At 63.1% G+C, this 22,848-nt stretch carries 20 protein-coding genes and 1 other RNA gene; 17 read left to right on the forward strand and 4 right to left on the reverse strand.

Translation table 11 applies throughout. The features are described from left to right. Positions 1-75: 75 nt before the first annotated feature. From trpB to BTW08_RS06480, 8 genes are all read left to right on the forward strand, one after another. Positions 76-1,290, forward strand: a complete 1,215-nt coding sequence (gene trpB / locus BTW08_RS06445) for a tryptophan synthase subunit beta (protein ID WP_075561705.1) — start codon at positions 76-78, stop codon at positions 1,288-1,290. Positions 1,291-1,301: 11 nt separating this feature from the next. Continuing rightward, positions 1,302-2,132, forward strand: coding sequence for a tryptophan synthase subunit alpha (gene trpA, locus BTW08_RS06450; RefSeq protein WP_075561706.1), 831 nt, complete (start codon positions 1,302-1,304; stop codon positions 2,130-2,132). A 112-nt stretch (positions 2,133-2,244) separates the two neighbouring features. Then, on the forward strand, positions 2,245-3,180 hold the full coding sequence (gene accD, locus BTW08_RS06455; RefSeq protein ID WP_075561707.1) for an acetyl-CoA carboxylase, carboxyltransferase subunit beta: 936 nt from the start codon (positions 2,245-2,247) through the stop codon (positions 3,178-3,180). Between the two features lie 13 nt (positions 3,181-3,193). After that, entirely contained in the window at positions 3,194-4,480 is a 1,287-nt protein-coding gene (locus BTW08_RS06460; RefSeq protein WP_075561708.1) for a folylpolyglutamate synthase/dihydrofolate synthase family protein, read from the forward strand. Between the two features lie 66 nt (positions 4,481-4,546). After that, entirely contained in the window at positions 4,547-5,308 is a 762-nt protein-coding gene (locus tag BTW08_RS06465; RefSeq protein WP_075561709.1) for an SPOR domain-containing protein, read from the forward strand. After that, entirely contained in the window at positions 5,308-5,967 is a 660-nt protein-coding gene (locus BTW08_RS06470; protein WP_083627723.1) for a CvpA family protein, read from the forward strand. Before BTW08_RS06465 ends, BTW08_RS06470 begins: the two co-directional genes overlap by 1 nt. A 30-nt stretch (positions 5,968-5,997) precedes the next feature. Beyond that, positions 5,998-7,512 (forward strand): amidophosphoribosyltransferase, encoded by a 1,515-nt coding sequence (gene purF / locus BTW08_RS06475; protein WP_075561710.1) that lies wholly within the window; start codon positions 5,998-6,000, stop codon positions 7,510-7,512. 70 nt (positions 7,513-7,582) lie between these two features. After that, positions 7,583-8,800 carry an O-succinylhomoserine sulfhydrylase gene (locus BTW08_RS06480; RefSeq protein ID WP_075561711.1) on the forward strand — a complete coding sequence of 406 codons (1,218 nt, stop codon included), beginning with the start codon at positions 7,583-7,585 and terminating at the stop codon, positions 8,798-8,800. A gap of 518 nt (positions 8,801-9,318) precedes the next feature. Here BTW08_RS06480 and BTW08_RS06485 read toward each other — a convergent pair. Next, on the reverse strand, positions 9,319-10,509 hold the full coding sequence (locus BTW08_RS06485) for an FAD-dependent oxidoreductase (RefSeq protein WP_075561712.1): 1,191 nt from the start codon (positions 10,507-10,509) through the stop codon (positions 9,319-9,321). A 126-nt stretch (positions 10,510-10,635) separates the two neighbouring features. Here BTW08_RS06485 and dkgB point away from each other — a divergent pair, with 126 nt between their 5' ends. Both dkgB and BTW08_RS06495 read left to right on the forward strand, forming a co-directional pair. Further along, positions 10,636-11,454 carry a 2,5-didehydrogluconate reductase DkgB gene (gene dkgB / locus BTW08_RS06490; RefSeq protein WP_075561713.1) on the forward strand — a complete coding sequence of 273 codons (819 nt, stop codon included), beginning with the start codon at positions 10,636-10,638 and terminating at the stop codon, positions 11,452-11,454. A 61-nt stretch (positions 11,455-11,515) separates the two neighbouring features. Beyond that, positions 11,516-11,989 carry an EF-hand domain-containing protein gene (locus BTW08_RS06495; RefSeq protein ID WP_075561714.1) on the forward strand — a complete coding sequence of 158 codons (474 nt, stop codon included), beginning with the start codon at positions 11,516-11,518 and terminating at the stop codon, positions 11,987-11,989. 131 nt (positions 11,990-12,120) lie between these two features. Here BTW08_RS06495 and BTW08_RS06500 read toward each other — a convergent pair whose 3' ends face one another. Then, complete coding sequence (locus tag BTW08_RS06500; RefSeq protein ID WP_075561715.1) at positions 12,121-13,311, reverse strand: amino acid aminotransferase; 1,191 nt, start codon at positions 13,309-13,311, stop codon at positions 12,121-12,123. 199 nt (positions 13,312-13,510) lie between these two features. After that, positions 13,511-14,539, reverse strand: a complete 1,029-nt coding sequence (locus tag BTW08_RS06505; protein ID WP_246837662.1) for an aldo/keto reductase — start codon at positions 14,537-14,539, stop codon at positions 13,511-13,513. Positions 14,540-14,828: 289 nt separating this feature from the next. Between BTW08_RS06505 and ffs the strand changes: the two genes are divergently transcribed. The 7 genes from ffs (at position 14,829) to BTW08_RS06540 (ending at position 20,567) form a co-directional block, all read left to right on the forward strand. Next, positions 14,829-14,925, forward strand: an RNA gene (gene ffs, locus BTW08_RS06510) — signal recognition particle sRNA small type. A gap of 254 nt (positions 14,926-15,179) precedes the next feature. Continuing rightward, positions 15,180-17,471, forward strand: a complete 2,292-nt coding sequence (gene dnaX / locus BTW08_RS06515; protein WP_075561716.1) for a DNA polymerase III subunit gamma/tau — start codon at positions 15,180-15,182, stop codon at positions 17,469-17,471. A gap of 39 nt (positions 17,472-17,510) precedes the next feature. Then, complete coding sequence (locus tag BTW08_RS06520) at positions 17,511-17,837, forward strand: YbaB/EbfC family nucleoid-associated protein (protein ID WP_075561717.1); 327 nt, start codon at positions 17,511-17,513, stop codon at positions 17,835-17,837. Further along, complete coding sequence (recR, locus tag BTW08_RS06525; RefSeq protein ID WP_075561718.1) at positions 17,837-18,442, forward strand: recombination mediator RecR; 606 nt, start codon at positions 17,837-17,839, stop codon at positions 18,440-18,442. The genes BTW08_RS06520 and recR overlap by 1 nt, the downstream gene beginning before the upstream one ends. Positions 18,443-18,528: 86 nt before the next feature. After that, positions 18,529-19,653 carry an HRDC domain-containing protein gene (locus tag BTW08_RS06530; RefSeq protein WP_075561719.1) on the forward strand — a complete coding sequence of 375 codons (1,125 nt, stop codon included), beginning with the start codon at positions 18,529-18,531 and terminating at the stop codon, positions 19,651-19,653. After that, on the forward strand, positions 19,650-19,982 hold the full coding sequence (locus tag BTW08_RS06535; RefSeq protein WP_075561720.1) for a YcgL domain-containing protein: 333 nt from the start codon (positions 19,650-19,652) through the stop codon (positions 19,980-19,982). Before BTW08_RS06530 ends, BTW08_RS06535 begins: the two co-directional genes overlap by 4 nt. A 129-nt stretch (positions 19,983-20,111) precedes the next feature. Continuing rightward, positions 20,112-20,567 carry a YcgN family cysteine cluster protein gene (locus BTW08_RS06540; protein WP_075561721.1) on the forward strand — a complete coding sequence of 152 codons (456 nt, stop codon included), beginning with the start codon at positions 20,112-20,114 and terminating at the stop codon, positions 20,565-20,567. A gap of 129 nt (positions 20,568-20,696) precedes the next feature. Here the strand turns inward: BTW08_RS06540 and BTW08_RS06545 are convergent, their stop codons facing one another. Continuing rightward, positions 20,697-22,784, reverse strand: coding sequence for a prolyl oligopeptidase family serine peptidase (locus BTW08_RS06545; protein WP_075561722.1), 2,088 nt, complete (start codon positions 22,782-22,784; stop codon positions 20,697-20,699). Between the last annotated feature and the right edge of the window lie 64 nt (positions 22,785-22,848).

A 22,848-nucleotide genomic window follows, 5' to 3' on the forward strand; every position in this document is an offset into this window, starting at 1 on the left:
CCTCGCTCGTGGGGGCGCCGTCCGCGGCCGACTCCCTTGCTCCCCATTCATCCGCCACATCATGAGGGTCCCTTCGTGAGCCGATTCCACGACTTGACGCAACTTCCGGACGCTCGCGGCCACTTCGGCCCTTACGGTGGCCGCTTCGTTTCCGAGACCCTGAGTTTCGCCCTCGAAGAGCTCGAGACCATCTACGCGAGCCTCAAGGACGATCCCGAATTCCAGGCCGAGTTCGACCGTGATCTGAAGCATTACGTCGGCCGGCCGTCGCCGCTCTATCACGCCGAGCGCTGGTCTCGCGAGATCGGCGGCGCCCAGATCTGGCTCAAGCGCGAAGATCTGAATCACACCGGCGCGCACAAGGTGAACAACACCATCGGTCAGGCCCTGCTGGCCAAGAAGTCCGGCAAGCCCCGAGTGATCGCCGAGACCGGCGCCGGCCAGCACGGCGTCGCCACGGCCACGGTCGCCGCGCGGCTGGGGCTCAAGTGCGAAATCTACATGGGCGCCGAAGACGTCGAGCGTCAGAAGCTCAACGTCTACCGCATGCATCTGCTGGGCGCCAAGGTGGTGCCGGTGGAGTCCGGCTCGCGCACGCTTAAGGACGCGATGAATGAAGCGCTGCGTGACTGGGTGACCAACGTCGACGACACCTTCTATATCATCGGCACAGTGGCGGGGCCGCATCCGTATCCGATGCTGGTGCGTGACTTCAGCGCCATCGTCGGCCGCGAAGCGCGCCAGCAATCGCTGGAACAGATCGGCCGGCTGCCGGACGCGCTGGTTGCCTGTGTCGGTGGCGGTTCCAACGCCATGGGGCTGTTTTACCCGTTCGTCGAGGATGACGATGTCATCATGTATGGCGTCGAGGCCGGCGGTGAAGGCGTTGCCACCGGACGCCACGCCGCGCCGTTGACCGCCAACGCGCCGCGCGGCGTGCTGCACGGCAACCGGACCTACCTGATGTCCGACGAAGGTGGTCAGGTCGCCGATACGCAGTCGATCTCCGCCGGCCTGGATTACCCCGGCGTGGGTCCCGAGCATGCGCTGTGGAAGGATGTCGGCCGCGTCCGTTACGTGGCGGCGGACGACAACGAGGTGCTGGCGGCGTTCCGCGAGTTGACGCTGGTCGAGGGCATCATGCCGGCTCTGGAATCCGCGCATGCCCTGGCACACGCCAAGAAGCTGGCGGGGGAGATGTCGCCGGACCAGCATATCGTCGTCAACCTTTCCGGCCGTGGCGACAAGGATATTCACACCGTCGCCAAACTCGACGGCATCGAATTTTGACTGGGGTCGACATGAATCGAACCGTATCCAACCGCATCGACCGGCGTTTCGCGGCGCTCAAGGCCCAGGGTCTCACGGCGCTCATTCCCTATATCACCGCTGGCGACCCGGCGCCCGCGCACACGGTCGATTTCATGCACGCCTGCGTGGAAGCCGGTGCCGATGTGATCGAGCTCGGCGTACCGTTCTCCGATCCGATGGCCGACGGCCCGGTGATCCAGAAGGCCTGCGAGAGAGCGCTCAAGCACGGTACGCGACTGCAGCACGTGCTGGAGATGGTCGCCGAGTTTCGCCAGCGCGACGATGACACGCCAGTGGTGCTGATGGGGTATCTCAATCCCATCGAGCGGATGGGCTACGACGTCTTCACGCGTCAGGCCCAGGCTTCCGGCGTCGACGGCGTACTGGTGGTCGACATGCCGCCTGAAGAGGCTGGCGACAACGCCGCGCTGTTCGCCGAACACGGGCTGCAGTCGATTTTCCTGCTGGCGCCGACGACCTCCGACGCGCGAGCCAAGGCGATCTGCGAGCATGGCGAAGGCTATCTCTACTACGTATCGCTCAAGGGTGTGACCGGAGCCGCCACGCTGGATGCCGACGCCGTCGGCGAGCAGCTGGCAAAGCTTCGTCGCGTCACCGAGCTGCCGCTATGCGTCGGTTTCGGCATTCGCGACGGCGCTACCGCGGCGGCCATCGGCCGGGTTGCCGACGGTGTGATCGTGGGTAGCGCGCTGGTTGGCCGTATCGCCGAGCGCGCCGATGACCCGGCGTCGATACCCGCCGCGCTGAAGTCGATTCTCGGCGAAATGCGCGAAGCGCTCGACCGTGAGGCGGCCCAATGAGGCGACGCCGTCGATTTGATATCATTCGGTATTCGAAGTCTGCGTGACAGCCGTTTTCGTGATGGCTTTGGTTACCACTTTCTCTTTTGGCAAATAGGGAATCGTTCCTGACATGAGCTGGCTAGACAAGATCGTCCCGTCGATGAGCCGCACCCAGCGCAACGACCGCCGCGCCAGCGTGCCGGACGGCCTGTGGCGCAAGTGCCCGAACTGTGAAGCGGTGCTCTATCTCCCCGAGCTGGAAAAGCACCAGAACGTTTGCCCCAAGTGTCAGCATCATCTGCGGCTGACAGCGCGCAAGCGCCTCAACTGGTTCCTCGATGCCGAAGGGCGTGAAGAGATCGCGGGCGATCTTCAGCCGAACGATCGACTCAAGTTCCGCGATTCCAAGAAGTACAAGGATCGCCTGACGTCGGCCCAGAAAGCGACCGACGAGAACGATGCGCTGATCGCCATGCGCGGCACGCTCGATGGCCTGCCCGTGGTGGCGGTGGCGTTCGAGTTTTCGTTCATGGGCGGCTCCATGGGTGCCGTGGTCGGCGAGAAGTTCGTGCGAGCCGCTACGCTGGCGCTCGAGAACGAGATCCCGCTGGTCTGCTTTGCCGCTTCCGGTGGCGCGCGCATGCAGGAAGCGCTGTTCTCGCTGATGCAGATGGCCAAGACCTCCGCGGCGCTGGAGAAGCTCAAGCTGGCGGGTGTGCCCTACATCTCCGTGCTGACGGATCCGGTCTTCGGCGGTGTCTCGGCCTCGCTGGCGATGCTGGGCGATCTCAACGTGGCGGAACCCAACGCGCTGATCGGTTTTGCCGGTCCTCGCGTCATCGAGCAGACCGTGCGCGAAACGTTGCCGGAAGGCTTCCAGCGCAGCGAATTTCTGCTCGAGCACGGCACCGTCGACATGATCGTTTCGCGGACCGAGCTGCGTGAGCGGCTGGGCAGCATTCTGCGCAAGCTGACGCATCAGCCGGCGATCGGTCAGGCGGCAGAAGAATCGCCGGATTTCTCGCCGCTGACCGAAGAACCGAAAGCTTCCCAGGCACCGCGTTAAGGGCTCTTCATTAATGAGCGCCACCCTCAACGACTGGCTGACGCGTCTTGAGCGTCAGCATCCCGTCGCCATCGATATGGGGCTCGATCGGGTGGCGGTCGTCGCCGCCCGGCTGGGTTTGAGCGACCGGCCGATTGCGCAGCGCGTGGTGGCCGTTGCCGGAACCAACGGCAAGGGTTCCACCGTGGCCATGCTCGAACGGCTGGCGCGGGCGCACGGCCTGACCACGGCCAGCTATACCTCGCCTCATCTGCTGCGCTACAACGAGCGTCTCTGTTTCGACGGCGTGGCGGCCGATGACGCCACCCTGATCGACGGCTTCGAACGTGTCGAGACGGCACGCCTGGCCGGCGAGCCCATCAGTCTGACCTATTTCGAAGCGGGCACGCTGGCAGCGCTGGTGGCGATCAGTGAGGCCCGTCCCGATCTCGCCATTCTCGAAGTCGGACTTGGCGGGCGCCTGGATGCGGTCAACGTGATCGACAGCGATGTCGCCGTCATCACTACCATTGCTCAGGATCATGCGGATTTTCTCGGCACCGATCTCGACGGGATCGGCTTCGAGAAAGCCGGCATCCTGCGGCAGTCGAAGCCGGCGGTGCTCGGTAGCCGTGAATTGCCCGCCAGTATCTCGCAGCGGATCGAAGCGCTGGCCGTGAACGATTACTGGCTCGGCCGGGATTTCGATCATGTCGAGGGCGGCGATGGGACGTGGCGCTGGCAGGGCCGAGCGGGTTCGGGCGATCGCTATCACCTCGATAGCTTGCCCGATCCCGGCCTGCCGCTCGACAATGCCGCCGTCGCGCTTCAGACGCTGGACCTCTGCGGTGTGACGCCGCGGACTGCCGAGTCCCGAATGGCGATGTCCGATGTTGGGCTGGCTGGCAGGCTGCAGTGGCAAGGGGATTGGTGCTTTGACGTGGCCCATAATCCTCACGCAGCTCGATATGTGGCCTCGCGCCTCGCGCGGCGTCCGCAGCCTGCGCGGCGTATCGGCCTGCTCGGTGTGCTCAAGGACAAGGACGCCGAAGCGCTGGTCGAAGCACTGCAACCCGTGATCGATGTGTGGCTGCCGGTGGGACTGCCGGGACCGCGGGGTCGTTCAGGCGAGGAGCTGGCTGAAATCATCGCTTGCGTGGGCGCGCAGGCGTTGTCACCGGCCTCGTCCCCGGCAGCGGCCGTCGACTGGTTGCTATCTCGGCTTGCCCCCGATGAAGAAGTGTTAGTATGCGGTTCGTTTCTGACTGTCGCTGGCGCGCTCGAAGCGTTCCAGACGCCACGGGATGACGAATTGCGGTGAAGTCGATCACTGGCTGTCGAAGCCTGTCTAAGGAGTTCCAGGTGCTATCAAGGAGGTCCAGGTCCTATGAAATATGGATGGCGTGAACGTATCAGCGGCGCGGTCATACTCGTCGCATTGGGGGCCATTTTTCTGCCGATGCTGTTCGATGACCCCGAGCCGCGTCAGCAGGAGCCCGGGCCCGTCATGGTCATCGAGCAGCCGGTCGGTGGCGGAGAAACGCGTCAGCGCATCATCGAGTCGCCACAGCCTCCGACCTCGGTCGCCGACGGTGGTAGCCAAGGCTCGGGTAGCCAGAGTTCGGGTAGCCAGGGTTCTGGTAATCCGGACAGCGCCAGCAGGAATTCCAGCGATGACCGTGTCGGCAGCAACCCGGTGCCCGAGCCGGATACTCGCAGCCAGTTGAATGCCGGTAGCGAAGATTCGTTCGGCAAGGGGAATGCTGCCACCGGCAGCGGTAGTTCGGACGACCCGATCGCTGATATCTCGCAGGCCGAGCAGACGCAGCCCGAACCGGAACCGAGCAAACCGGCCTCGACGCAGCAGCCTTCGACGCAGCAGGCGTCTACGCCGGAACGCACTTCGGCGAGCAGCGACGGCGGCTGGGTGGTACAGGTCGGCAGTTTCGGCCAGTCCGGCAACGCCACACGACTGGCGGCGAAGCTCAAGGATCAGGGCTTTACGGCCTATTCGCAGCCCCGGGACAATAATCTGACCACGGTGTACGTCGGGCCTTTCGAGTCGTCGGACGCGGGCGAGAAAGCTCGCGCCGAGCTCAAGCAGGCGGCCAACATCCAAGGGCTGCTGATCCGCAAACCGGGTAGCTGATGACATTGACCTGGCTCGACTATGCCTTCCTGCTGGTATTGACGGTATCGATGCTGGCAGGTTTCATGCGCGGCCTGGTGAGGGAGGCGTTGGGACTTGGTGCCTGGATCGTGGCGCTGCTCGCGGCACGGGTCTTCGCCAAACCGATCGCCGATCTGCTGGAACCCTACATCTCGCATCCCGATGCGCGACTGGTACTGGGGTTCGTGCTGGTCATCTTCATCGTGGTGATGATCTGCGGTTTCATCATCCGGCTGCTCAATGCGGCGATCGAATGGGTCGGCATGGGCTTTTTCAACCGCGTGGCCGGGGCGATCTTCGGTCTGGCTCGCGGTGCGGCGATTCTGATTATCGTCACGGTGGTCATCGGGCTGACACCGCTGACGCAGCTGGGAGCGTGGCAACAGGCGCAGTTGCGACCGTCGTTCGAATCGCTACGCGAATGGGCGGTCGTGCAGTTGCAGAGTTGGGATGTCGATGCCACGGCCGCCGAGGACGCCATGCGGCAGTTGCCGATGACGCTGCCGGGAAGCGACAGCGCTTTACCCAGACCTTCACACAGATCTTCATACAACTCTTCATCCAGCTCTTCATACAGTCGGGACGGGAAAGGAGTGACGATTGACGTTCCTGTTCCGGCCGAGAAACCGGCTCCCTGAAAGGGGCGCGACCAAGCGAGGTAAGGCGGCATGTGCGGTATCGTAGGCCTCATGGCCAATGAAGCGGTCAATCAGTTGATCTATGACGCGTTGACGGTTTTGCAGCACCGCGGACAGGATGCCGCCGGCATGATGACCTGGGATGAGGGTCGCTTTCTGCTGCGCAAGAACAACGGGCTGGTGCGTGACGTGTTTCATACGCGTCACATGAAGCGTCTGCAGGGCCATGTGGGTATCGGCCATGTGCGCTACCCGACCGCCGGAACGGCGAGCGAGGCCGAATCCCAGCCGTTCTACGTCAATTCCCCCTATGGCATCACGTTGGCCCACAACGGCAATCTGACCAACTCCGACCAGCTCAAGCAGGAGCTGTTCTCCTCGGACCTGCGTCATATCAACACCAGCTCCGATTCCGAGGTGCTGCTCAACGTGTTTGCCCACGAGTTGGGCAAGCAGGGCGTGACATTGACGCCGGAAGACATCTTCGATGCCGTTCGGCGCGTCCACCGTCGTTGCAGTGGCGGCTACGCTGCCGTGTCGATCATCAACGGCTTTGGCCTGGTGGCGTTTCGTGATCCGCACGGTATCCGCCCGGTGGTCTACGGCACCCGTGAGACCGCGGAGGGCCAGGACGTGATGATCGCCTCCGAATCGGTGGCGCTCGACGTGGCCGGCTTCGAACTGGTGCGGGATCTGGCGCCGGGCGAGGCGATCTTCGTCGACATGGATAACAATATCCATACCCAGCTGTGTGCCGAGAAGTCGCGTCTGACGCCGTGTATCTTCGAGCACGTCTATCTGGCGCGGCCCGATTCCATGCTCGACGGTGCCTATGTTTACGGCACCCGGATGCAGATGGGCCGCAAGCTGGGCGATCGCATCCAGCGCGAATGGCCGGATCACGACATCGACGTGGTGATCCCGATTCCCGATACCTCGCGGACCACGGCGCTGGAACTGGCCCAGCACATCGGAGTGACCTTCCGCGAAGGCTTCATGAAGAACCGCTATATCGGCCGGACGTTCATCATGCCGGGCCAGACCCAGCGCAAGAAGTCGGTCCGCCAGAAGCTCAACGCCATTGCCAGCGAATTCGCCGGCAAGAACGTGATGCTGGTGGACGACTCGATCGTGCGCGGGACGACCTGCAAGCAGATCATCCAGATGGCGCGGGACGCCGGCGCCAACAAGGTCTATTTCGCCTCGGCGGCACCGGCGGTGCGCTATCCCAACGTCTATGGTATCGACATGCCGGTGGCCACCGAACTGGTCGCTCACGGGCGTACCGATGCCGAAGTCGGTGAGCTGATCGGCGCTGATCGGCTGATCTACCAGGATCTGGAGGATCTCAAGGCGGCCTGCCGCGAGGTCAATCCGGCGCTCGACGATTTCGACTGTTCGGTGTTCGACGGCAACTACGTCACCGGCGATGTCGACGATGCCTATCTGGCGGCGCTGGAAGCGGCACGAAACGACGCCGCCAAATCCGGTCGCGAGAGCCTCAACGCCGTCGTCGATCTGCATAATGATAGCGAAGACGACTGATAGCCCAGACGATTGAACCTTTCGGCCCGGTGATACCTTGACCGGGTCCTGTCTTTTCGGGAGCTGCTGGATGAGTTTTGACGACGATCTCACGCCGGGGTTGGAAACGCCGGGCTCGGAAACATTAGGCCTGGAGACGCTGGCCATTCGCGCGGGGCATGAGCGTACTCACGAGCAGGAGCACGGCGAGCCGATCTTCCCGACATCCAGCTTCGTCTACGGCAGCGCGGCGGAAGCGGCGCGCAAGTTCAAGGGCGAGGAGCCCGGCAACGTCTACTCCCGCTTCACCAACCCGACAGTGCGCAACTTCGAACAGCGTCTGGCTGCCCTCGAGGGCGGCGAACGTTGCGTTGCCACCAGCTCGGGGATGGCGGCGATTCTCTCAACCGTGTTGGCGTTGCTGAAAGCCGGCGACGAGGTGATCGTCTCGCGTTCGGTGTTCGGTTCGACCATTGCCCTGTTCGACAAGTATCTGGCCAAGTTCGGCGTCGTGCCGCGCTATGTCGAGTTGAACGATCTGGCGCAATGGGAAGCGGCGATCACGCCCAATACCCGGCTGCTGTTCGCCGAGACGCCTTCCAATCCGCTCAACGAGCTGGTCGACGTCGCGGCGCTGGCCGAGCTGGCGCACCGACACGGCGCTTGGCTTGCGATCGACAACTGCTTCCTGACCCCCGTTTTGCAGCGGCCGCTGGATCTGGGTGCCGATCTGGTCATTCACTCCGCCACCAAGTATCTCGATGGTCAGGGGCGGGCGATCGGCGGCGCCGTGGTGGGTCGCAACGCCGAGCTCGAGCAGCTTTACGGCGTGGTGCGCACCTGTGGTCCGTGCATGAGTCCGTTCAACGCCTGGATATTTCTCAAGGGCCTGGAAACGCTCAGCCTGCGCATGGATGCCCATAGTCGCAATGCGCTGGCATTTGCCCAATGGCTCGAATCCCAACCTGCCATCGAGCGTGTCTATTACAGCGGCCTCGAGAGCCATCCCCAGCACGCATTGGCCAAGCGTCAGCAGAAGGGATTCGGCGCCGTCATGGGCATCGAGGTGAAGGGCGGCCAGGAGGCCGCATGGAAGGTCATCGACAATACGCGCGTGATGTCGATTACCGGCAATCTGGGCGACGTCAAGACGACGATCACTCATCCCGGCACGACTACCCATGGCCGTCTCACCGACGAACAGCGCGCCTCCGCCGGTATCCGTGACGGCTTGATCCGCATCGCGGTCGGGCTGGAAACGCTGGATGATCTCAAGGCCGATCTCGAACGGGGTCTGAAGCTGCTGTAGCTGTCGGCTCGGGTTCGACCCGGCGTCTTCGACCCGTGGTCTTCGGCAAGCCGTTACTGACCTGGGCAAAGGCCGCAACGGCGGGATTCAGATTGCAGACGAAGCTCTGGCGTTTTCGCTGGGGCTTTGTCGTGTCTGGGCTTTGTCGTTTCTGGGCTTTGTCATTTCTGGACGTCGACAGCCGGCGGGCTATTTCTCTGTATTCCCATCTCTGTCTATTGATCGTGCATAGGGCCATACTGGTTGTCGCGTCAGCTTGACCGTCTGATGAATCAGTTCGTAGCCCAGCAGTCGGGTTGGCAACATTGGCTGTAGGTTTGTGAGGAATAGGTCATGAGTAAAGGACAGGACAGCAAGAAAAACGCCAAGAAGAAACCTCTACTGACAGCGAAAGAGAAGAAGGCTGCAAAAGCGTCAAAGAAAGCGACAACCAATGTGTTGGGTAATTAGCGCTGGCTTAGCCATCGATTCTTCGATGGCTTTATTCTGAATATCCATCCCCATTTCGAGCGCTGCCTTCACGCGTTACCCAGATAACGCGTCACTTCCCGGCGGTCGCGGCGATGCTTCCAGCGCCGAACCCAGCGACCGCGACACCACAGCGAACCGCGCCAGGCGATATCGCGCAGGTCACCCAGATTAAGCGCCTTCCAGCGTTCGAACTGATCATAGTGAAGCGTGCGGGCTTCCCCGCTGATCGCCTGACTCAGTGATTCCAGCAGCAGGGCGGCACGCTCTCGCGCCGTCGGCATCTCGGCGAGTCCGGCGGGATTCTCTCTCGCCAGAAACAGGCATGGGTCCTGTTGGCTGCGCAGCCTCGTATCGACGGCAAACCCGCCGCTCTCGTCGCGGGTCAGGTTGAACAATGCCAGCGCCGGCGACGGTCGTAGATGATCGGTCACCAGCAGCAGGTCGGCATCGACCGCGCTGCCGTCGTCCAGAATCAACTGATTGCGATCATAGCGGGTCGCCGTTGCTACCAGCTCCAGACGCAGCCCTCGACGAAGGAGTCTTTGCATCAACCAGCGGTTGGCGCGTCGGCAGGCGCCGGGGATAGGGCGACGGTCGTTGTCGATCAGCGTGACCGGCAGCCGGCGGCCGTAGCGCTCGCCCAGCGCCAGCAGGTTGGCCGCGAGTTCGACACCGGCCGGGCCGTCACCGATGACCGCAACGCTGGGCAGATCGGCTGCCGCATCGGCAAGTTGCGTTTCCAGTCGCTGGCGTAACGACCACAGGTCGTCGGCCGAGGCGGTGAATACACCCTTGGCGGTGTAGAAGCCGGGAATGGCATGTTCGTCGACGACCGGGGGGAGATCGACCGATAGCCAGTCATAGTCGAGCTGACGACCATCATCGAGCGTGATCCGGCGATGCTGCCGATCGACTTCCAGCACTTCCGCCACAAGATGGGTGCCACCGTGGACGGCGATACGAGCCGCGGGCAGGCGGACATCATCGAGCTGCCACTCGCCGCCGAGCATGCCGCCGAGCCAATCGGGGAAGGCGAAGTCCTGCCGCGTCACCAGTGTCACGTTGGCGCCTTGCCGAGCGAGACGTTGGGCATGGGCGGCAATGTGAAGATGGCAATCACCGTTGCCGACGAGTACGACGTTGGCTTGCCGAGTACCGGATTGACCCGGAGCGGAGCGATCTTTATCGGGAAGCGCCGAGCGGCGGTGATCGGTAGATGACGGCTGAGTTTCTGGCATGCCTCGATCCGGGCAGGAAGTCGAACTTCAGTCTAGCATGGAGAGCGGGTGGGGCTTGAAGACGTCGTTTTTCGTCTGCACTTCTTCAGTCGTCGTTCGGCCCCATCGATCTCGAATCCAAGGAGAATGTTCATGGCACGTCATATTCTGCCGCAACCCGGCCTGGGAACCTATCGCCTCAAGGAACAGGCGGTGATCGATTCGGTGACCTCGGCGCTCGAGCTCGGCTATCGCCACCTCGACAGCGCTCAGATGTACGAAAACGAAGTCGCCGTGGGCAAGGCGATTCGGCAAAGCGGCATTGCTCGGGACGAGCTGTTCATCACGACCAAGATCTGGTGGGACAAGCTCGAGCCGAAGGCGTTGACTGCCGCCGTCGAACAAAGCCTGGAGAACTTCGGCCTCGAGCAGCTCGATCTGGTCCTGATTCACTGGCCGTCACCCGATGACGAGGTGCCGATGGCCGATACCATCGCCGCGCTCGATGCTGTCCGAGCCCGCGGCCTCACCCGATATATCGGTGTTTCCAACTTCACCGTTGCTCAGATCGATGAAGCCCTCGGCCTGCCGGGCGGCGAGAACATCGTTACCAACCAGATCGAGGTGCATCCGTTTCTGGCCAATCGAAAGCTGGTCGAACACTGTCAGGCGAAAGGCCTGGATGTGACCGCCTACATGCCGCTGGCGGTGGGCAAGGTGATGGACGATCCCGTACTCAAGCGCATCGCCGAGGCCCATGACGCCTCTCCGGCGCAAATCGCCCTGGCCTGGCTCGCGGCGCGGGATATCATCGTGATTCCGTCCTCGACCAAACCGGCCAATCAGAAGTCGAACCTCGAGGCGATCGACATTCGTCTCAGCGACGACGAGATCGAGCAGATCGACCGTCTCGATCGGGGCGACCGCCAGGCCAATCCTTCGTTCGCACCGAAATGGGATGAGTGACGCCTGAATTTTTGCCACTTCCGTGGGTCTCAGGAGCGTTACCGTCTCAAGAGGAATAGCGATGCGTACGCGAACGATGGGTAGGCGACTGGCGTCTTGCCTGTGGGTGGGTTTGCTGGCCGGCGGCCTGACATTGCCGGTCTGGGCTCAGGCCCAGAGCCAGAATCAGGAGCAGGAACAGGAAAGTGGAGGCGGTGCCAATGATTCCAGCATCGCCGTTCAGCAGGATAGCGACGAGCCTCAAGCACCGGCCAATGCGTCGCAGGTCGATCACGACTCGATCGAGAAGTCCGGGGGCGTGGGGCGAGAGAATGCCGGCTTCACCGATGGCGGCGCCCAGACGCCGGTCGATCAGCGACCCAATGCGCTGAGCTTCGACCAGCTCGATGTCGACGGTGATGGCGTGATCGACGAGGAAGAAGCCGTCAGCGCCAATCAGCAGACGATGTTTCAGCAGCTCGGTGATTCCACAGCGGGCGGTGTCACGCGAGAGCGGTTCGAGCAGGCGATGGGCACCGATACGCTGACCGAATGATGTTCGCCTGCCATCACGCTCACGACGTCATGCCGTTAACGTACGAGACATCGATGGCTTCATGACGCAAAAATCCCGGCCTAGGCCGGGATTTTTTCGATCTGCCACGTTATTTCCACGCCGGATCAGGTTCAGTCGACCACCGCTGCGATCGCCTTGGCCACGTAGGGCAGGTTCTCGCTAGTGAAGCCGGCAACGTTGGCCCGGCCCGAGCCAACCATATAGATGCTGAACTCGTCGCGCAGACGCTTGACCTGCTCGGTGGAGAGGCCGGTGTAGGAGAACATGCCGCGCTGCTCGGCCACGTGAGCGAAGCGCTGATCGAGCCCGTAGGGTTTGAGCGAATCGACCAGATCGCGACGCAGCGTATTGATGCGATCGCACATCTCGGTCAGTTCGCTTTTCCAGAGCTGGGTCAGTTCCTCTGACTCGAGGATGTCGACCACGATGGCAGCGCCGTGAGACGGTGGCGTGGAGTAGTTTTCGCGGGCGACGATCGCCATCTGGGAGCGAACGTTCTCCATCTGCTCGGCGGTCTTGGCAATCACGATCAGGCAGCCGGTGCGCTCGCGGTAAAGACCGAAGTTCTTAGAGCAGGAGCTGGTGATCAGCATCTCGTCGAGATTGTCGGCCAGCAGGCGGGCGCCGAAAGCGTCGACATCCAGACCGTCACCGAAACCCTGATAGGCGAAGTCGACCAGCGGCAGCAGCTCGCGCTCCTGGACGACGGCCAGCACCTGACGCCATTGATCCTGATTCAGATCGAAGCCGGACGGGTTGTGGCAACAGGCGTGGAGCAGAACGACATCGCCCTGCGGGATCTGCTTGAGCGCCGCCAGCATGCCGTCGAAATCGAGACGATTATCGGCATCGACGTAGGGGTAGCGCTGGATCGGAATCTCGGCGCCTTCGAAGATGCCGATATGATTGGGCCAGGTCGGGTTGGAGAGCCACACACTCTTGCCCGGCAGCTGGGTACGGATGAAATCCGCCGCCAGACGCAGCGCGCCAGTGCCGCCCGGTGACTGGGTGGCACTGGCGCGGTTGGCGGCCAGCACCGGTGAGCCGGCACCCAGCACCAGCGGCAGAATCGCCTTGCCGTAGCGCGGATCACCGTGAGAGCCGATATAGCTCTTGGTCGTCTCGCTCTTCAGCAGGCGCGCCTCCGCCTGTTTCACCGCGCGCATGATCGGGGTGTGACCATCGGGATCTCGATAGACGCCGACCCCGAGATCGACCTTCTGCGGATTGGAATCCTGATTGTAAGCTTCGATCAGTCCAAGGATGGCGTCTCCGGGAACCCGCTCGATCTTCTCAAACATTAGCGTGCACTACCTCGCTGTTTCTGGGGACCATGACGATCTTTTGACAACTCATGGCATGATGCCACTGCCCATGGCGATCCGCCACTCGGGCCGGGCCGGCGCCTGCGAACGCCTGGTCGAAGCCGCGGCTGTTCGAAGCCCGCAGCTATCGATTCCCAGGACTACTCGGATCCGACGACTACTCGAATCCCACGACTTACTCGAATCCCACGACCTCGTGCGGCACGTAGGGCGCCTCGAGCTGCCGGACCTCGTCCGCCGTCAGCGTGATCTCCAGTGCGGCCAGCGCCTGATCCAGATGATGCGATTTGCTGGCGCCGACGATCGGTGCGGTAATGCCGGGCTTTTGCAGCACCCAGGCCAGCGCGATCTGCGCGGGCGAAACGTTGCGGGACTCGGCGACCTTCTGCAGCGCCTCGATCACCGGGGTGTCGCGATCGAGGCCTAGCTTCCAATTGCGCATCTGCTCATCGCTCTTGGCGCGGGTAGTGCTGCCTTCGCTGCCTACCGGCTTGCTGCCGGCGAGAATGCCGCGAGCCAGCGGGCTCCAGGGAATGACACCCACGCCCTGGTCGAGGCACTGCGGAATCATCTCGCGCTCTTCCTCGCGGTAGATCAGGTTGACCATCGGCTGCATCGTCGCGAACTTCGTCCAGCCATTGCGCTCGGCAACGTGCTGAGCCTTGGCGAACTGCCAGGCGTGCATGCTGGATGCGCCGATGTAGCGTGCCTTGCCCGCCTTGACGACCTCATGGAGCGCTTCCATGGTTTCTTCGATGGGCGTGTCGTAATCCCAGCGATGGGTCTGGTAGAGATCGACGTAATCCATGCCCAGGCGTTCGAGCGAGGCATCGATGGCGTGGTGGATGTGCTTGCGCGACAGCCCGCGCTCGTTGGGAGATTTATTGCCGGTCGGGTTGTAGACCTTGGTCGCCAGCACGACCTCTTCCCGCCGCGCGAAATCCTTCAGTGCCTTGCCGACGACGCGTTCCGACTCGCCGTCAGAATACATGTCGGCGGTGTCGAAGAAATTGATCCCGGCATCCAGTGCCTGCTGGATGAAAGGGCGGCTCTGACTGTCGTCCAGAACCCAGTCGCGCCACTGGGGCGTGCCGTAGGTCATGGTGCCGAGACATAAAGGAGAAACCTTGAGGCCGGTGCGGCCGAGACGACGATATTCCATGCTGAAGCTCCCGGTGAAATAGGGATGTTGGGCGTCATTCACCATAGCACTCCTTTGCCGCGGGTGAAGCCATCGATCCGATGAGCTGGGCATCGTCAGGCCGGGCATCGTCAGCCCGGGATCGGCCTGGGATCGGCCTAGGTGTGGATCGAGTCGGCAAAATCCGCGCGAATCGACTAGCGCTATCCCGGTCACCGGTTGCCGGCCGGCAATCGCGCTGGTATAGTACGCCCCGCTCGGCAACGTCTTGAAGAGACAGGCTTTGTCGGCTTTCGATCTCATCCATGTCATTGCTAGATCGGTCATAGATGAATCGAGCTATGGTGGCCCTTACCGGTCCTCCCGCAACGCAAAACCGCAAACCCCGCCAGGCCCGGAAGGGAGCAACGGTAGTGGTGGTCGCGTGTGCCGGGATGTGGCTGGTCGGGGCCGCCTCCATTTTGAGCCTCTGTGCAATTTGGCCCGCTATGGATTGATTCAGGCGACCAAGTCGCTGCCTCCCGCCTCGTCAGTTTTCTCCCGACCCTGCTAGAATGGCCCGATCACCGTCGGATCTTCCGGATCATCGACGCTGGGCACGCACGTTTCGACCGTGGTTTCGATATGAGCCTTGATCGTGCCCGCGCCGACTCCTTTCGATCACGCCTAGCCGCGAGCCTATCAGCGAGGAGTATCGCGCCGCATGAGTTATCAGGTTCTGGCCCGTAAATGGCGCCCGCGTACCTTCCACGAACTGGTCGGTCAGGAGCATGTCAGCCGTGCGCTGGTCAATGCGCTCGATCAGGGGCGATTGCATCACGCCTATCTGTTCACCGGTACCCGCGGCGTCGGCAAGACGACGCTGGCGCGAATTCTGGCCAAGTGTCTCAACTGCGAGCAAGGCGTAACGTCGAGGCCGTGTGGCCAGTGCCAGACCTGCCGCGATATCGACAGCGGCCGTTTCGTCGATCTGATCGAGGTCGACGCCGCCTCGCGCACCAAGGTGGAAGATACCCGCGAACTGCTGGACAACGTGCAGTACGCTCCGACCCAGGGGCGTTACAAGGTGTACCTCATCGATGAGGTGCACATGCTGTCGACGCACAGTTTCAACGCGCTGCTCAAGACGCTGGAAGAGCCGCCGCCCCACGTCAAATTTCTGCTGGCGACCACCGATCCGCAGAAGCTGCCGGTGACGGTGCTTTCGCGCTGCCTGCAGTTCACGCTCAAGAACATGCCGCCGGAACGGGTCGTCGAGCATCTGACCCGTGTTCTCGAAGCCGAGCAGGTCGCTTTCGATCCCCAGGCGTTGTGGCTGCTCGGCAAGGCGGCCGACGGCTCGATGCGCGATGCCATGAGCCTGACCGATCAGGCCATCGCCTTTGGTGACGGCGAGGTGCGGCGCGAAGACGTGGCCGCCATGCTCGGCACGCTGGACCACGCGCATCTCATCGCGCTGGCCCAGGCGCTGGCGGATGTCGACGCCGAACAGCTGCTGGCCGAGGTCGCGGCGCTGGCAGAACAGGGGCCCGATTTTGCCGGTGTGCTCGATGAACTGTCCGGGCTGATGCATCGTCTGGCCATCGCGCAGATGGTTCCCGGCGCCCTGGACAATGGCCACGGCGATCGCGACGAACTGCTGGCACTGGCCGGACGCTTCACGGCGGAAGACGTTCAGCTCTATTACCAGATCGCGCTGCAGGGGCGAGGAGACATCGACAACGCCCCGGATACCCGCTCGGCGCTGGAAATGACGCTGCTGCGCATGCTGGCGTTCCGGCCTCAGGGCGTGCCGACACCGCCGCAGACCGATCTGCCGCTGCGGGGCAGCCAGCACGCCGGCGGGCAGCCCGAAGTGGCGCGCCAAACCGCGAGCCAGCCGGCGCCCGGCCATCAGGAGATGAATCGGCCTGAGGTTGCACCGTCAGCGGTAGATCAGTCAGAAGGTGCTAAGTCAGAAATTGCTAGCTCAGAAGGCGGTCCGTCAGAAACGGGCCAGTCACGGCCTGGTCAACGAGAGGAGATCGAGACAGCGACCGGTCAGGGTGAAGAACCCGCTCAAGCGGAGGATCAGGTCGAGCAGAGTGTCGCCCCGGCCCAGTCGGTGACGAATGACAGCCCGCCGGCGATGGATGACCGGCCGCCCTGGGCGACCGATGCCGAGCCCGTCGAGGCGCGGCGAGAAGGGGTGTTAGCGCCGGAAACGCCGGTCTCCCCGGCGGCTCGGGGGCCGGAATCCACGTCGGCAGACGCGCCATCCGGTGACTCCGTCGATGCCGCGGATCGCGTCGATGACGACCACGACGATGATGGTGCCGGCAATATCAAGACCGAGAGCGATTTCGCTACCGAAACCGAATTCGACAGCAACGCCAATTTCGACGACGGCGATAGTTTCGATAACGGCGCCAGTGTCGATAGCGATGCTTACGCCTGGGCAGAGCGGGCGGATTCGCTGTCGCACACTGCGCCTGCGCCACAGACCGAATTGGCGCCGTCTCCGCCAACGTCGAATGGTGAGGTCGAAGCGACGCCGCAACTCGCATCGGCGGTCGACGAGCGCGAACCGATCGCCCAGACGGCTGCGGCCGCCGCGACGGAGCCGCTCGATCACGCGCGGTGGCTGGCGCAGTTCGATCAGCTCGACATCGGCGGCCTGACCCGCAATCTTGCTGCGCACTGCGTCGTCGACAGCGACGATGGCAGCCTGCTCAAGATCACGCTGGATCCGGGGCAGTCGGCGATGCTGTCGGAGCTTCATGTCGAACGTATCCGCAAGGCCCTGGCGGGGCTCGGCTATGTCCGCCGCCTCGAGATCGATGTCGCCGAGCTGGATGGCGCTCGCGAGACCGCCAAGGCCAAGCGCGACCGCGAGTCACGCGAACGCCATCTCCGTGCCGTTGAAGCGCTCCGGGGTGACCCGCATATTCAGGAACTGGAGGCGCGTTTCGGCGCCCGTTTGATCGAAGAGAGCGTCACCACCGCGCGTGTGTGACGCTCGCAAGCCATGGATTCAATCTCGAAGGAGTTCGTCATGTTCAAGGGTGGCATGGGCAACCTGATGAAGCAGGCTCAGGAAATGCAGGAAAAGATGCAGCAGGTTCAGGAAGAGATCGCCCAGATGGAAGTGTCGGGTGAGGCCGGGGCCGGCATGATCAAGGTCACCATGAACGGCCGTCATGATGTCAGCCGGGTCGAGATCGATCCGTCGCTGATGCAGGAAGACAAGGAGCTGCTCGAGGATCTGCTGGCGGCGGCGGTCAACGACGCCTCACGCAAGGTCGAGACCCAGTCCAAGGCACGGATGGAAGAGGTCTCGTCCGGGCTCGACCTGCCCGCCGGGATGAAGCTGCCGTTCTGATGAGCTTTTCTCCGCTGGTCGAGCAATTGCTGGAGAGTCTGCGAGTTCTGCCCGGTGTCGGACCGAAGACCGCTCAGCGCATGGCACTGCATCTGCTGGAGCGCGATCGCGACGGTGGGCGGCGGCTTTCCGAGGCGCTGACCCAGGCGATCGAACGGGTCGGCTATTGCGAACGATGTCGCACGTTGACCGAAGAGACGCTGTGTGGCGTCTGCCAGGATCCGCGTCGCGATTCGGCGCTGCTCTGCGTCGTCGAGTCGCCGGCCGACATGCTGGCGATCGAGCAGGCCGGAGGGTATCGCGGCCAGTATTTCGTGCTGCACGGTCATCTTTCGCCGCTCGACGGCATCGGGCCCGACGATATCGGCCTGGACCAGCTGGAGCTGCGCCTCTCCCACGAAACCGTCAGCGAGATCATCTTGGCGACCAACCCGACCATCGAGGGCGAAGCGACCGCGCACTACATCTCCGAGCATCTGGTGGGTCGCGAAGCGACCGTTTCACGTCTGGCCTATGGTGTGCCCATGGGTGGCGAGCTCGAGTACGTCGACGGTGGCACCTTGAGCCGAGCGTTCCAGGGTCGGCAGCCGTTTTCCCACGAATGAGACATTGCCGCGATGCCCGCGCTTTTGCCGAGACCGGCCACCTCGTGGCCTGCCACGGGTCGCGCGCGTGGCCGCAAGGAACCTGAATGAGTTTTGAGTATTCGCTACATTGGGTCGATACCCCGGAAGGGTTGCAGGCTGCTCACGATGCACTGATCACGGCGGATGTCGTGGCGCTGGATACCGAGTTCTTCCGTGAATCCAGTTTCTTTCCAGTGCCGGCGCTGCTTCAGCTGACGGCGGGAGACGTGGTCTACCTGATCGATCCGCAGGCGGTGGCGGTCAGCGAGGCGTTCCAGCAGCTGCTGAGCGGAGGGCCGCTGAAGCTGATTCACGCGTGTAGCGAGGATCTCGACGTGCTGTCGCTGTGGGCGGGCGTCACGCTGGCGCCACTGGTGGATACGCAGGTTGCCGAATCTTTTCTGGGCACCGATGCGGCAATGGGCTATCGACGGCTGGTAGCGCAGCGCTGCAATGTCGATCTGCCCAAGGAAGAGACGCGTTCCAACTGGCTCGACAGGCCGTTGACGCCGGCCCAGCTCGATTACGCCGCGCTCGATGTGGTGTTTCTCCCGGCGATCTGGGAACAGCAGCGTCAGGCGCTGATTCAGCTGGGGCGCGAAGATTGGCTCGCAGAGGAGTGCGCGGCGCTGAGTCTGGGTCGCGATGAGGCTGCTCACGAGCAGTGGTACACCCGGCATCGTCAGCTATGGCGCCTGACGCCGCGCCAGGTCGAAGCGTACCGCGAACTCACGCTCTGGCGCGAGGCTGAGGTGCGGCGTCGCGACGTGCCGCGCGGGTGGCTGGTCAAAGACAATCTGCTGTTCGCGATCGCCGAAGCGATGCCCCAGAATCGTTATGAGCTGGCGGCCATCGACGGCATGACACCTGGTCTGATCAAGCGCGAGGGCGACGCTCTGCTGGCGCTGGTGAAGACGGCTCATCATCGTGACGAATCCGATCTTGGCGAACCGCTGCCGGTGCCGACCACCTCTGCGTTCAAGCGCCGACTGAAGGCATTGAAACAGGTGGTTCAGGCGCGCGCCGAGGCGCTGGGTGTAGCGCCGGAGCGTCTCGCCAATCGGGCGGAAATGGAAGCGCTGGTCGGCGCTCATATCAGCCAGGCACCGTTGCCGTTGCCGAGTGGCTGGCGCGGAGAGCAGCTTTCGGCGCCATGGCAGCAGGCGCTCGCCGAGCAGGCCACGGCGTGAGCGACTCGCACCCGGGCGTCAACGACTCCAATGTCGACCCAAGCGTCGCGGATCGATTGATCTGCGAGGTGGTCAAGAGCCCGAGACGCGACGAGATGTATCTCTATCTCGACAAGGCCCAGGGCATGACGCCGGTGCCACCGGCGTTGCGCGAGCAGTTTGGTCCGCCGATTGCCGTAATGACGATGTTGCTGCGGCCCGAGCGTCCGCTGGCTCGCGTCGATGTGGTCCACGTGCTGGCGGCGATCCGCGAGCGGGGCTTCTATCTGCAGATGCCGCCGGCCAAGGATCCGGTAATGCTGGACCTGTTCACTCCGCGAGATGGGTGATCCTGAGGGATCTGGCCCAGATTCACTGCAACGCCTGGTGCCAAAGGTCCGTTCCCAAGCCCTGTTTCCAAGCCCTGTTCACAAGCCCTGTTCACAAGCCCTGTTCACAAGCCCTGTGAGGAAATCGATATGCGCGAACGATTCTGGGAGCGCTTTTCTCTCGAGGAACTGACGCAACCCGAATGGGAGGCGCTTTGCGACGGTTGCGGCAAGTGCTGCCTGGTCAAGATGGAAGACGCGGATACCGGCGATGTCGCCACGCTCAATGTGGCTTGCCGACTGCTGGACATCGGTAGCTGTCGCTGCAGCGACTACGACAACCGATTTGAAAAGGTGCCGGAGTGCACTCAGCTCAGTCTCGATAATATCGATGAATTCCACTGGCTACCGCACAGCTGCGCTTATCGACGTCTTGCCGAGGGACGCAAGCTGGCGAGCTGGCATCCGTTGCGCAGCGGCAATGATCGCCGCATGCACGAACGTCAGATGAGCGTGCGCCACTTTGGCGTCAGCGAGGCCGAGGTCGATGAGGCCGACTACGAGGCGCATATTATCGACATCATTCCGCTCGACGAACGGCCCTAGGTTTTGTCTGAAAACCGCCTGCGCTCGGCCACGCGGGCCATGATGGGGTTAGCGATCGTTCCGCTAGGCGATCGCGGCCGGCTTTTCGGGCGAGCCAGGCGATGCCGCATCCAGTCTCTGCCCTAATCCCTAATCCCTAATCCCTAATCCCAGGGCCCACAGCACGAAAGCATCCTGACGCGCGTTATCCCGCCACGCCTTGAATCGACCCGAGGCGCCGCCGTGTCCGGCCGCCATGTCGGTTCGTAGAACGATCGGCCCCCTGGCGCTGCCAAGCTCGGTCATGCGCGCGTAGAGCTTGGCGGGCTCCCAGTACGGAACGCGCGAATCGTGCCAGCTCCCCTGCAGCAGTACGCTGGGGTAGGGCTGGGCGGTGAGATTGTCGAGCGGTGAATAGTCGCGAATGCGTCGCCGCGCGGCGGGCTCGTCCGGGTTGCCCCATTCGGTGTACTCAGCGGTGGTCAGCGGTAGATCGGGGTTTTCCATGGTGCGCAGTACATCGACGAACGGCACGTCGAGTACGGCCGCGCAGAATGCCTCCGGCTCGATATTGAGACTCGCCCCGACCAGCAGACCGCCGGCACTGGCGCCGTAGGCCGCGATTCGACCAGGGTCGGAAAGCCCTTCTCCTACCAGCGCATGGCGTGCCGCCAGAAAGTCCTTGAAGCTGTTTTCCTTATGCTCGAGTTTGCCCGCCAGATACCACGGTTCGCCACGATCACCGCCACCGCGGACATGGGCGACGGCGAACGCGACGCCGCGTGAGAGCAATTCTAGACGCGCAATCGAGAACCAGGGATCCAGCACTTCGCCATAGGCGCCATAGCCGTAGAGTAGCGTCGGCATCGGTGACTGGCCGAGCCTGTCGGCTCTTGCAACCACCGAAACGGGTATGCGTTCGCCGTCGTGGCCCTCTGCCCAGAGCCGGCGACAGGCCAGATCCTCTGGCCGTAGGTCGCCATGCAGAGGCTGAGCCTTGAGCAGGCGCTGTTCGCCGCTGTCGAGATCGTGCTCGATCCAGCGCCCCGGCAGAGTGAAGGACTCCTCGCGCAGAAGCAGCTTGCGGGTATGGAAATCCGGGGTGTCGCCGAGCGCCAGGCTGCAGGGCGCATCGAATAAAGGGAGTCGCGTACCGGGCGTTTCGTTCGCCGTCAGCGCGACACTGGCAGGCTCTTCACTGGAGGGCTCGGCATCGTGCGCGAGCTCGATCACGCGCAGATAGACCTGTGCCTCGTGATGGTCGCGCTCGGTGACGACCAGGCCCCAGCCGAAGGCGTCGACCCCTTCGAGCGTGACGTCATCGCGGTGCGGGATCAGCGGCGTCCAGGCATCCGGACGCGCGACCGGCGCGCTGTCCAGCCGGAAATGGGAGCCGTCGCGGTTGTGCAGCACATAGAAGGTATCGGCACGATGCTCGAGGGCATATTCGACCCCGGTCTCTCGCGGCCGTACGCATGCCGGCGGCGTCAGCGGGGCATGGGCCGGGATCAGATGACATTCGGCGGTGTCCTTCGAGGCGGTCTCCAGCATCAGCCACTGACGCGAGCGGGTCTTGCCCAGCCCGACCCAGAATTCGACGTCGGTCTCCTCAAAGATCTTCACGCTGTGATCGTCCTCGGGGCGCAACAGCCACACGCTGGCCGGACGCTGGGTGGCGTCGTAACGCGTGAAGAACAGGGTGCGATTGTCTTCCGCCCATACCAGGTCCGGCCCGATGCGTCGGCGCAGTCGTTGCGGTTCGCCGTCCGGCAAGCGCTTCAGGTAGAGATCGAAATATTCGTTGCCGCTGGCGTCTTCGGTCCAGGCCAGCCACTCCTCGTCCGAGGAGATCGCCATGTCGCCGAGCTCGAGAAAATCGTGGGCCTGTGAGCGGGCCTCGAGATCGAGCAGCAGCTCGGGAGCGGTGGTGCTGTCCAGCGTCTGGCGCCACCACAGCGGATAATCGGCATCGCTGGCGATCTCGCTCCAGTAGCGAAAGCGTTCCAGCGCCGTCGGCAAGCCGGTGACCTGAAGCTCGCGCCGTGCCAGATGGCCTTCATAGAGCGCCTCTTCAAGGGCCTTCAGAGGCGCGAAAAAGACATCGCTTTCACGGTTGGCAGCCCGGAGGAAAGCCTTGACCTGAGGATCGTCGCGCGACTCCAGCCAGTGCCAATCGGGGTCGTCACTGCGACGAAAGTGAATCGCGGGAGGCGTCGATGTCGTCTGCGAGCGGGTCATGATCGGGCAGAATCCTTGCGAGCGGGGTGCGGCGAACCCGGCGTGTGTAAAGAGTTCGGACGGC

It is taken from the genome of Salinicola sp. MH3R3-1, assembly GCF_001937155.1.
In the GTDB taxonomy this organism is placed as follows: domain Bacteria; phylum Pseudomonadota; class Gammaproteobacteria; order Pseudomonadales; family Halomonadaceae; genus Salinicola; species Salinicola halophyticus.

Coding starts and splice junctions, on each gene's coding strand:
- trpA (WP_075561706.1), top strand. CDS start 1,302: ATGAATCGAACCGTATCCAACCGCATCGACCGGCGTTTCGCGGCGCTC.
- accD (WP_075561707.1), top strand. CDS start 2,245: ATGAGCTGGCTAGACAAGATCGTCCCGTCGATGAGCCGCACCCAGCGC.
- BTW08_RS06460 (WP_075561708.1), top strand. CDS start 3,194: ATGAGCGCCACCCTCAACGACTGGCTGACGCGTCTTGAGCGTCAGCAT.
- BTW08_RS06465 (WP_075561709.1), top strand. CDS start 4,547: ATGAAATATGGATGGCGTGAACGTATCAGCGGCGCGGTCATACTCGTC.
- BTW08_RS06470 (WP_083627723.1), top strand. CDS start 5,308: ATGACATTGACCTGGCTCGACTATGCCTTCCTGCTGGTATTGACGGTA.
- purF (WP_075561710.1), top strand. CDS start 5,998: ATGTGCGGTATCGTAGGCCTCATGGCCAATGAAGCGGTCAATCAGTTG.
- BTW08_RS06480 (WP_075561711.1), top strand. CDS start 7,583: ATGAGTTTTGACGACGATCTCACGCCGGGGTTGGAAACGCCGGGCTCG.
- BTW08_RS06485 (WP_075561712.1), bottom strand. CDS start 10,509: ATGCCAGAAACTCAGCCGTCATCTACCGATCACCGCCGCTCGGCGCTT.
- dkgB (WP_075561713.1), top strand. CDS start 10,636: ATGTTCATGGCACGTCATATTCTGCCGCAACCCGGCCTGGGAACCTAT.
- BTW08_RS06495 (WP_075561714.1), top strand. CDS start 11,516: ATGCGTACGCGAACGATGGGTAGGCGACTGGCGTCTTGCCTGTGGGTG.
- BTW08_RS06500 (WP_075561715.1), bottom strand. CDS start 13,311: ATGTTTGAGAAGATCGAGCGGGTTCCCGGAGACGCCATCCTTGGACTG.
- dnaX (WP_075561716.1), top strand. CDS start 15,180: ATGAGTTATCAGGTTCTGGCCCGTAAATGGCGCCCGCGTACCTTCCAC.
- BTW08_RS06520 (WP_075561717.1), top strand. CDS start 17,511: ATGTTCAAGGGTGGCATGGGCAACCTGATGAAGCAGGCTCAGGAAATG.
- recR (WP_075561718.1), top strand. CDS start 17,837: ATGAGCTTTTCTCCGCTGGTCGAGCAATTGCTGGAGAGTCTGCGAGTT.
- BTW08_RS06530 (WP_075561719.1), top strand. CDS start 18,529: ATGAGTTTTGAGTATTCGCTACATTGGGTCGATACCCCGGAAGGGTTG.
- BTW08_RS06540 (WP_075561721.1), top strand. CDS start 20,112: ATGCGCGAACGATTCTGGGAGCGCTTTTCTCTCGAGGAACTGACGCAA.
- BTW08_RS06545 (WP_075561722.1), bottom strand. CDS start 22,784: ATGACCCGCTCGCAGACGACATCGACGCCTCCCGCGATTCACTTTCGT.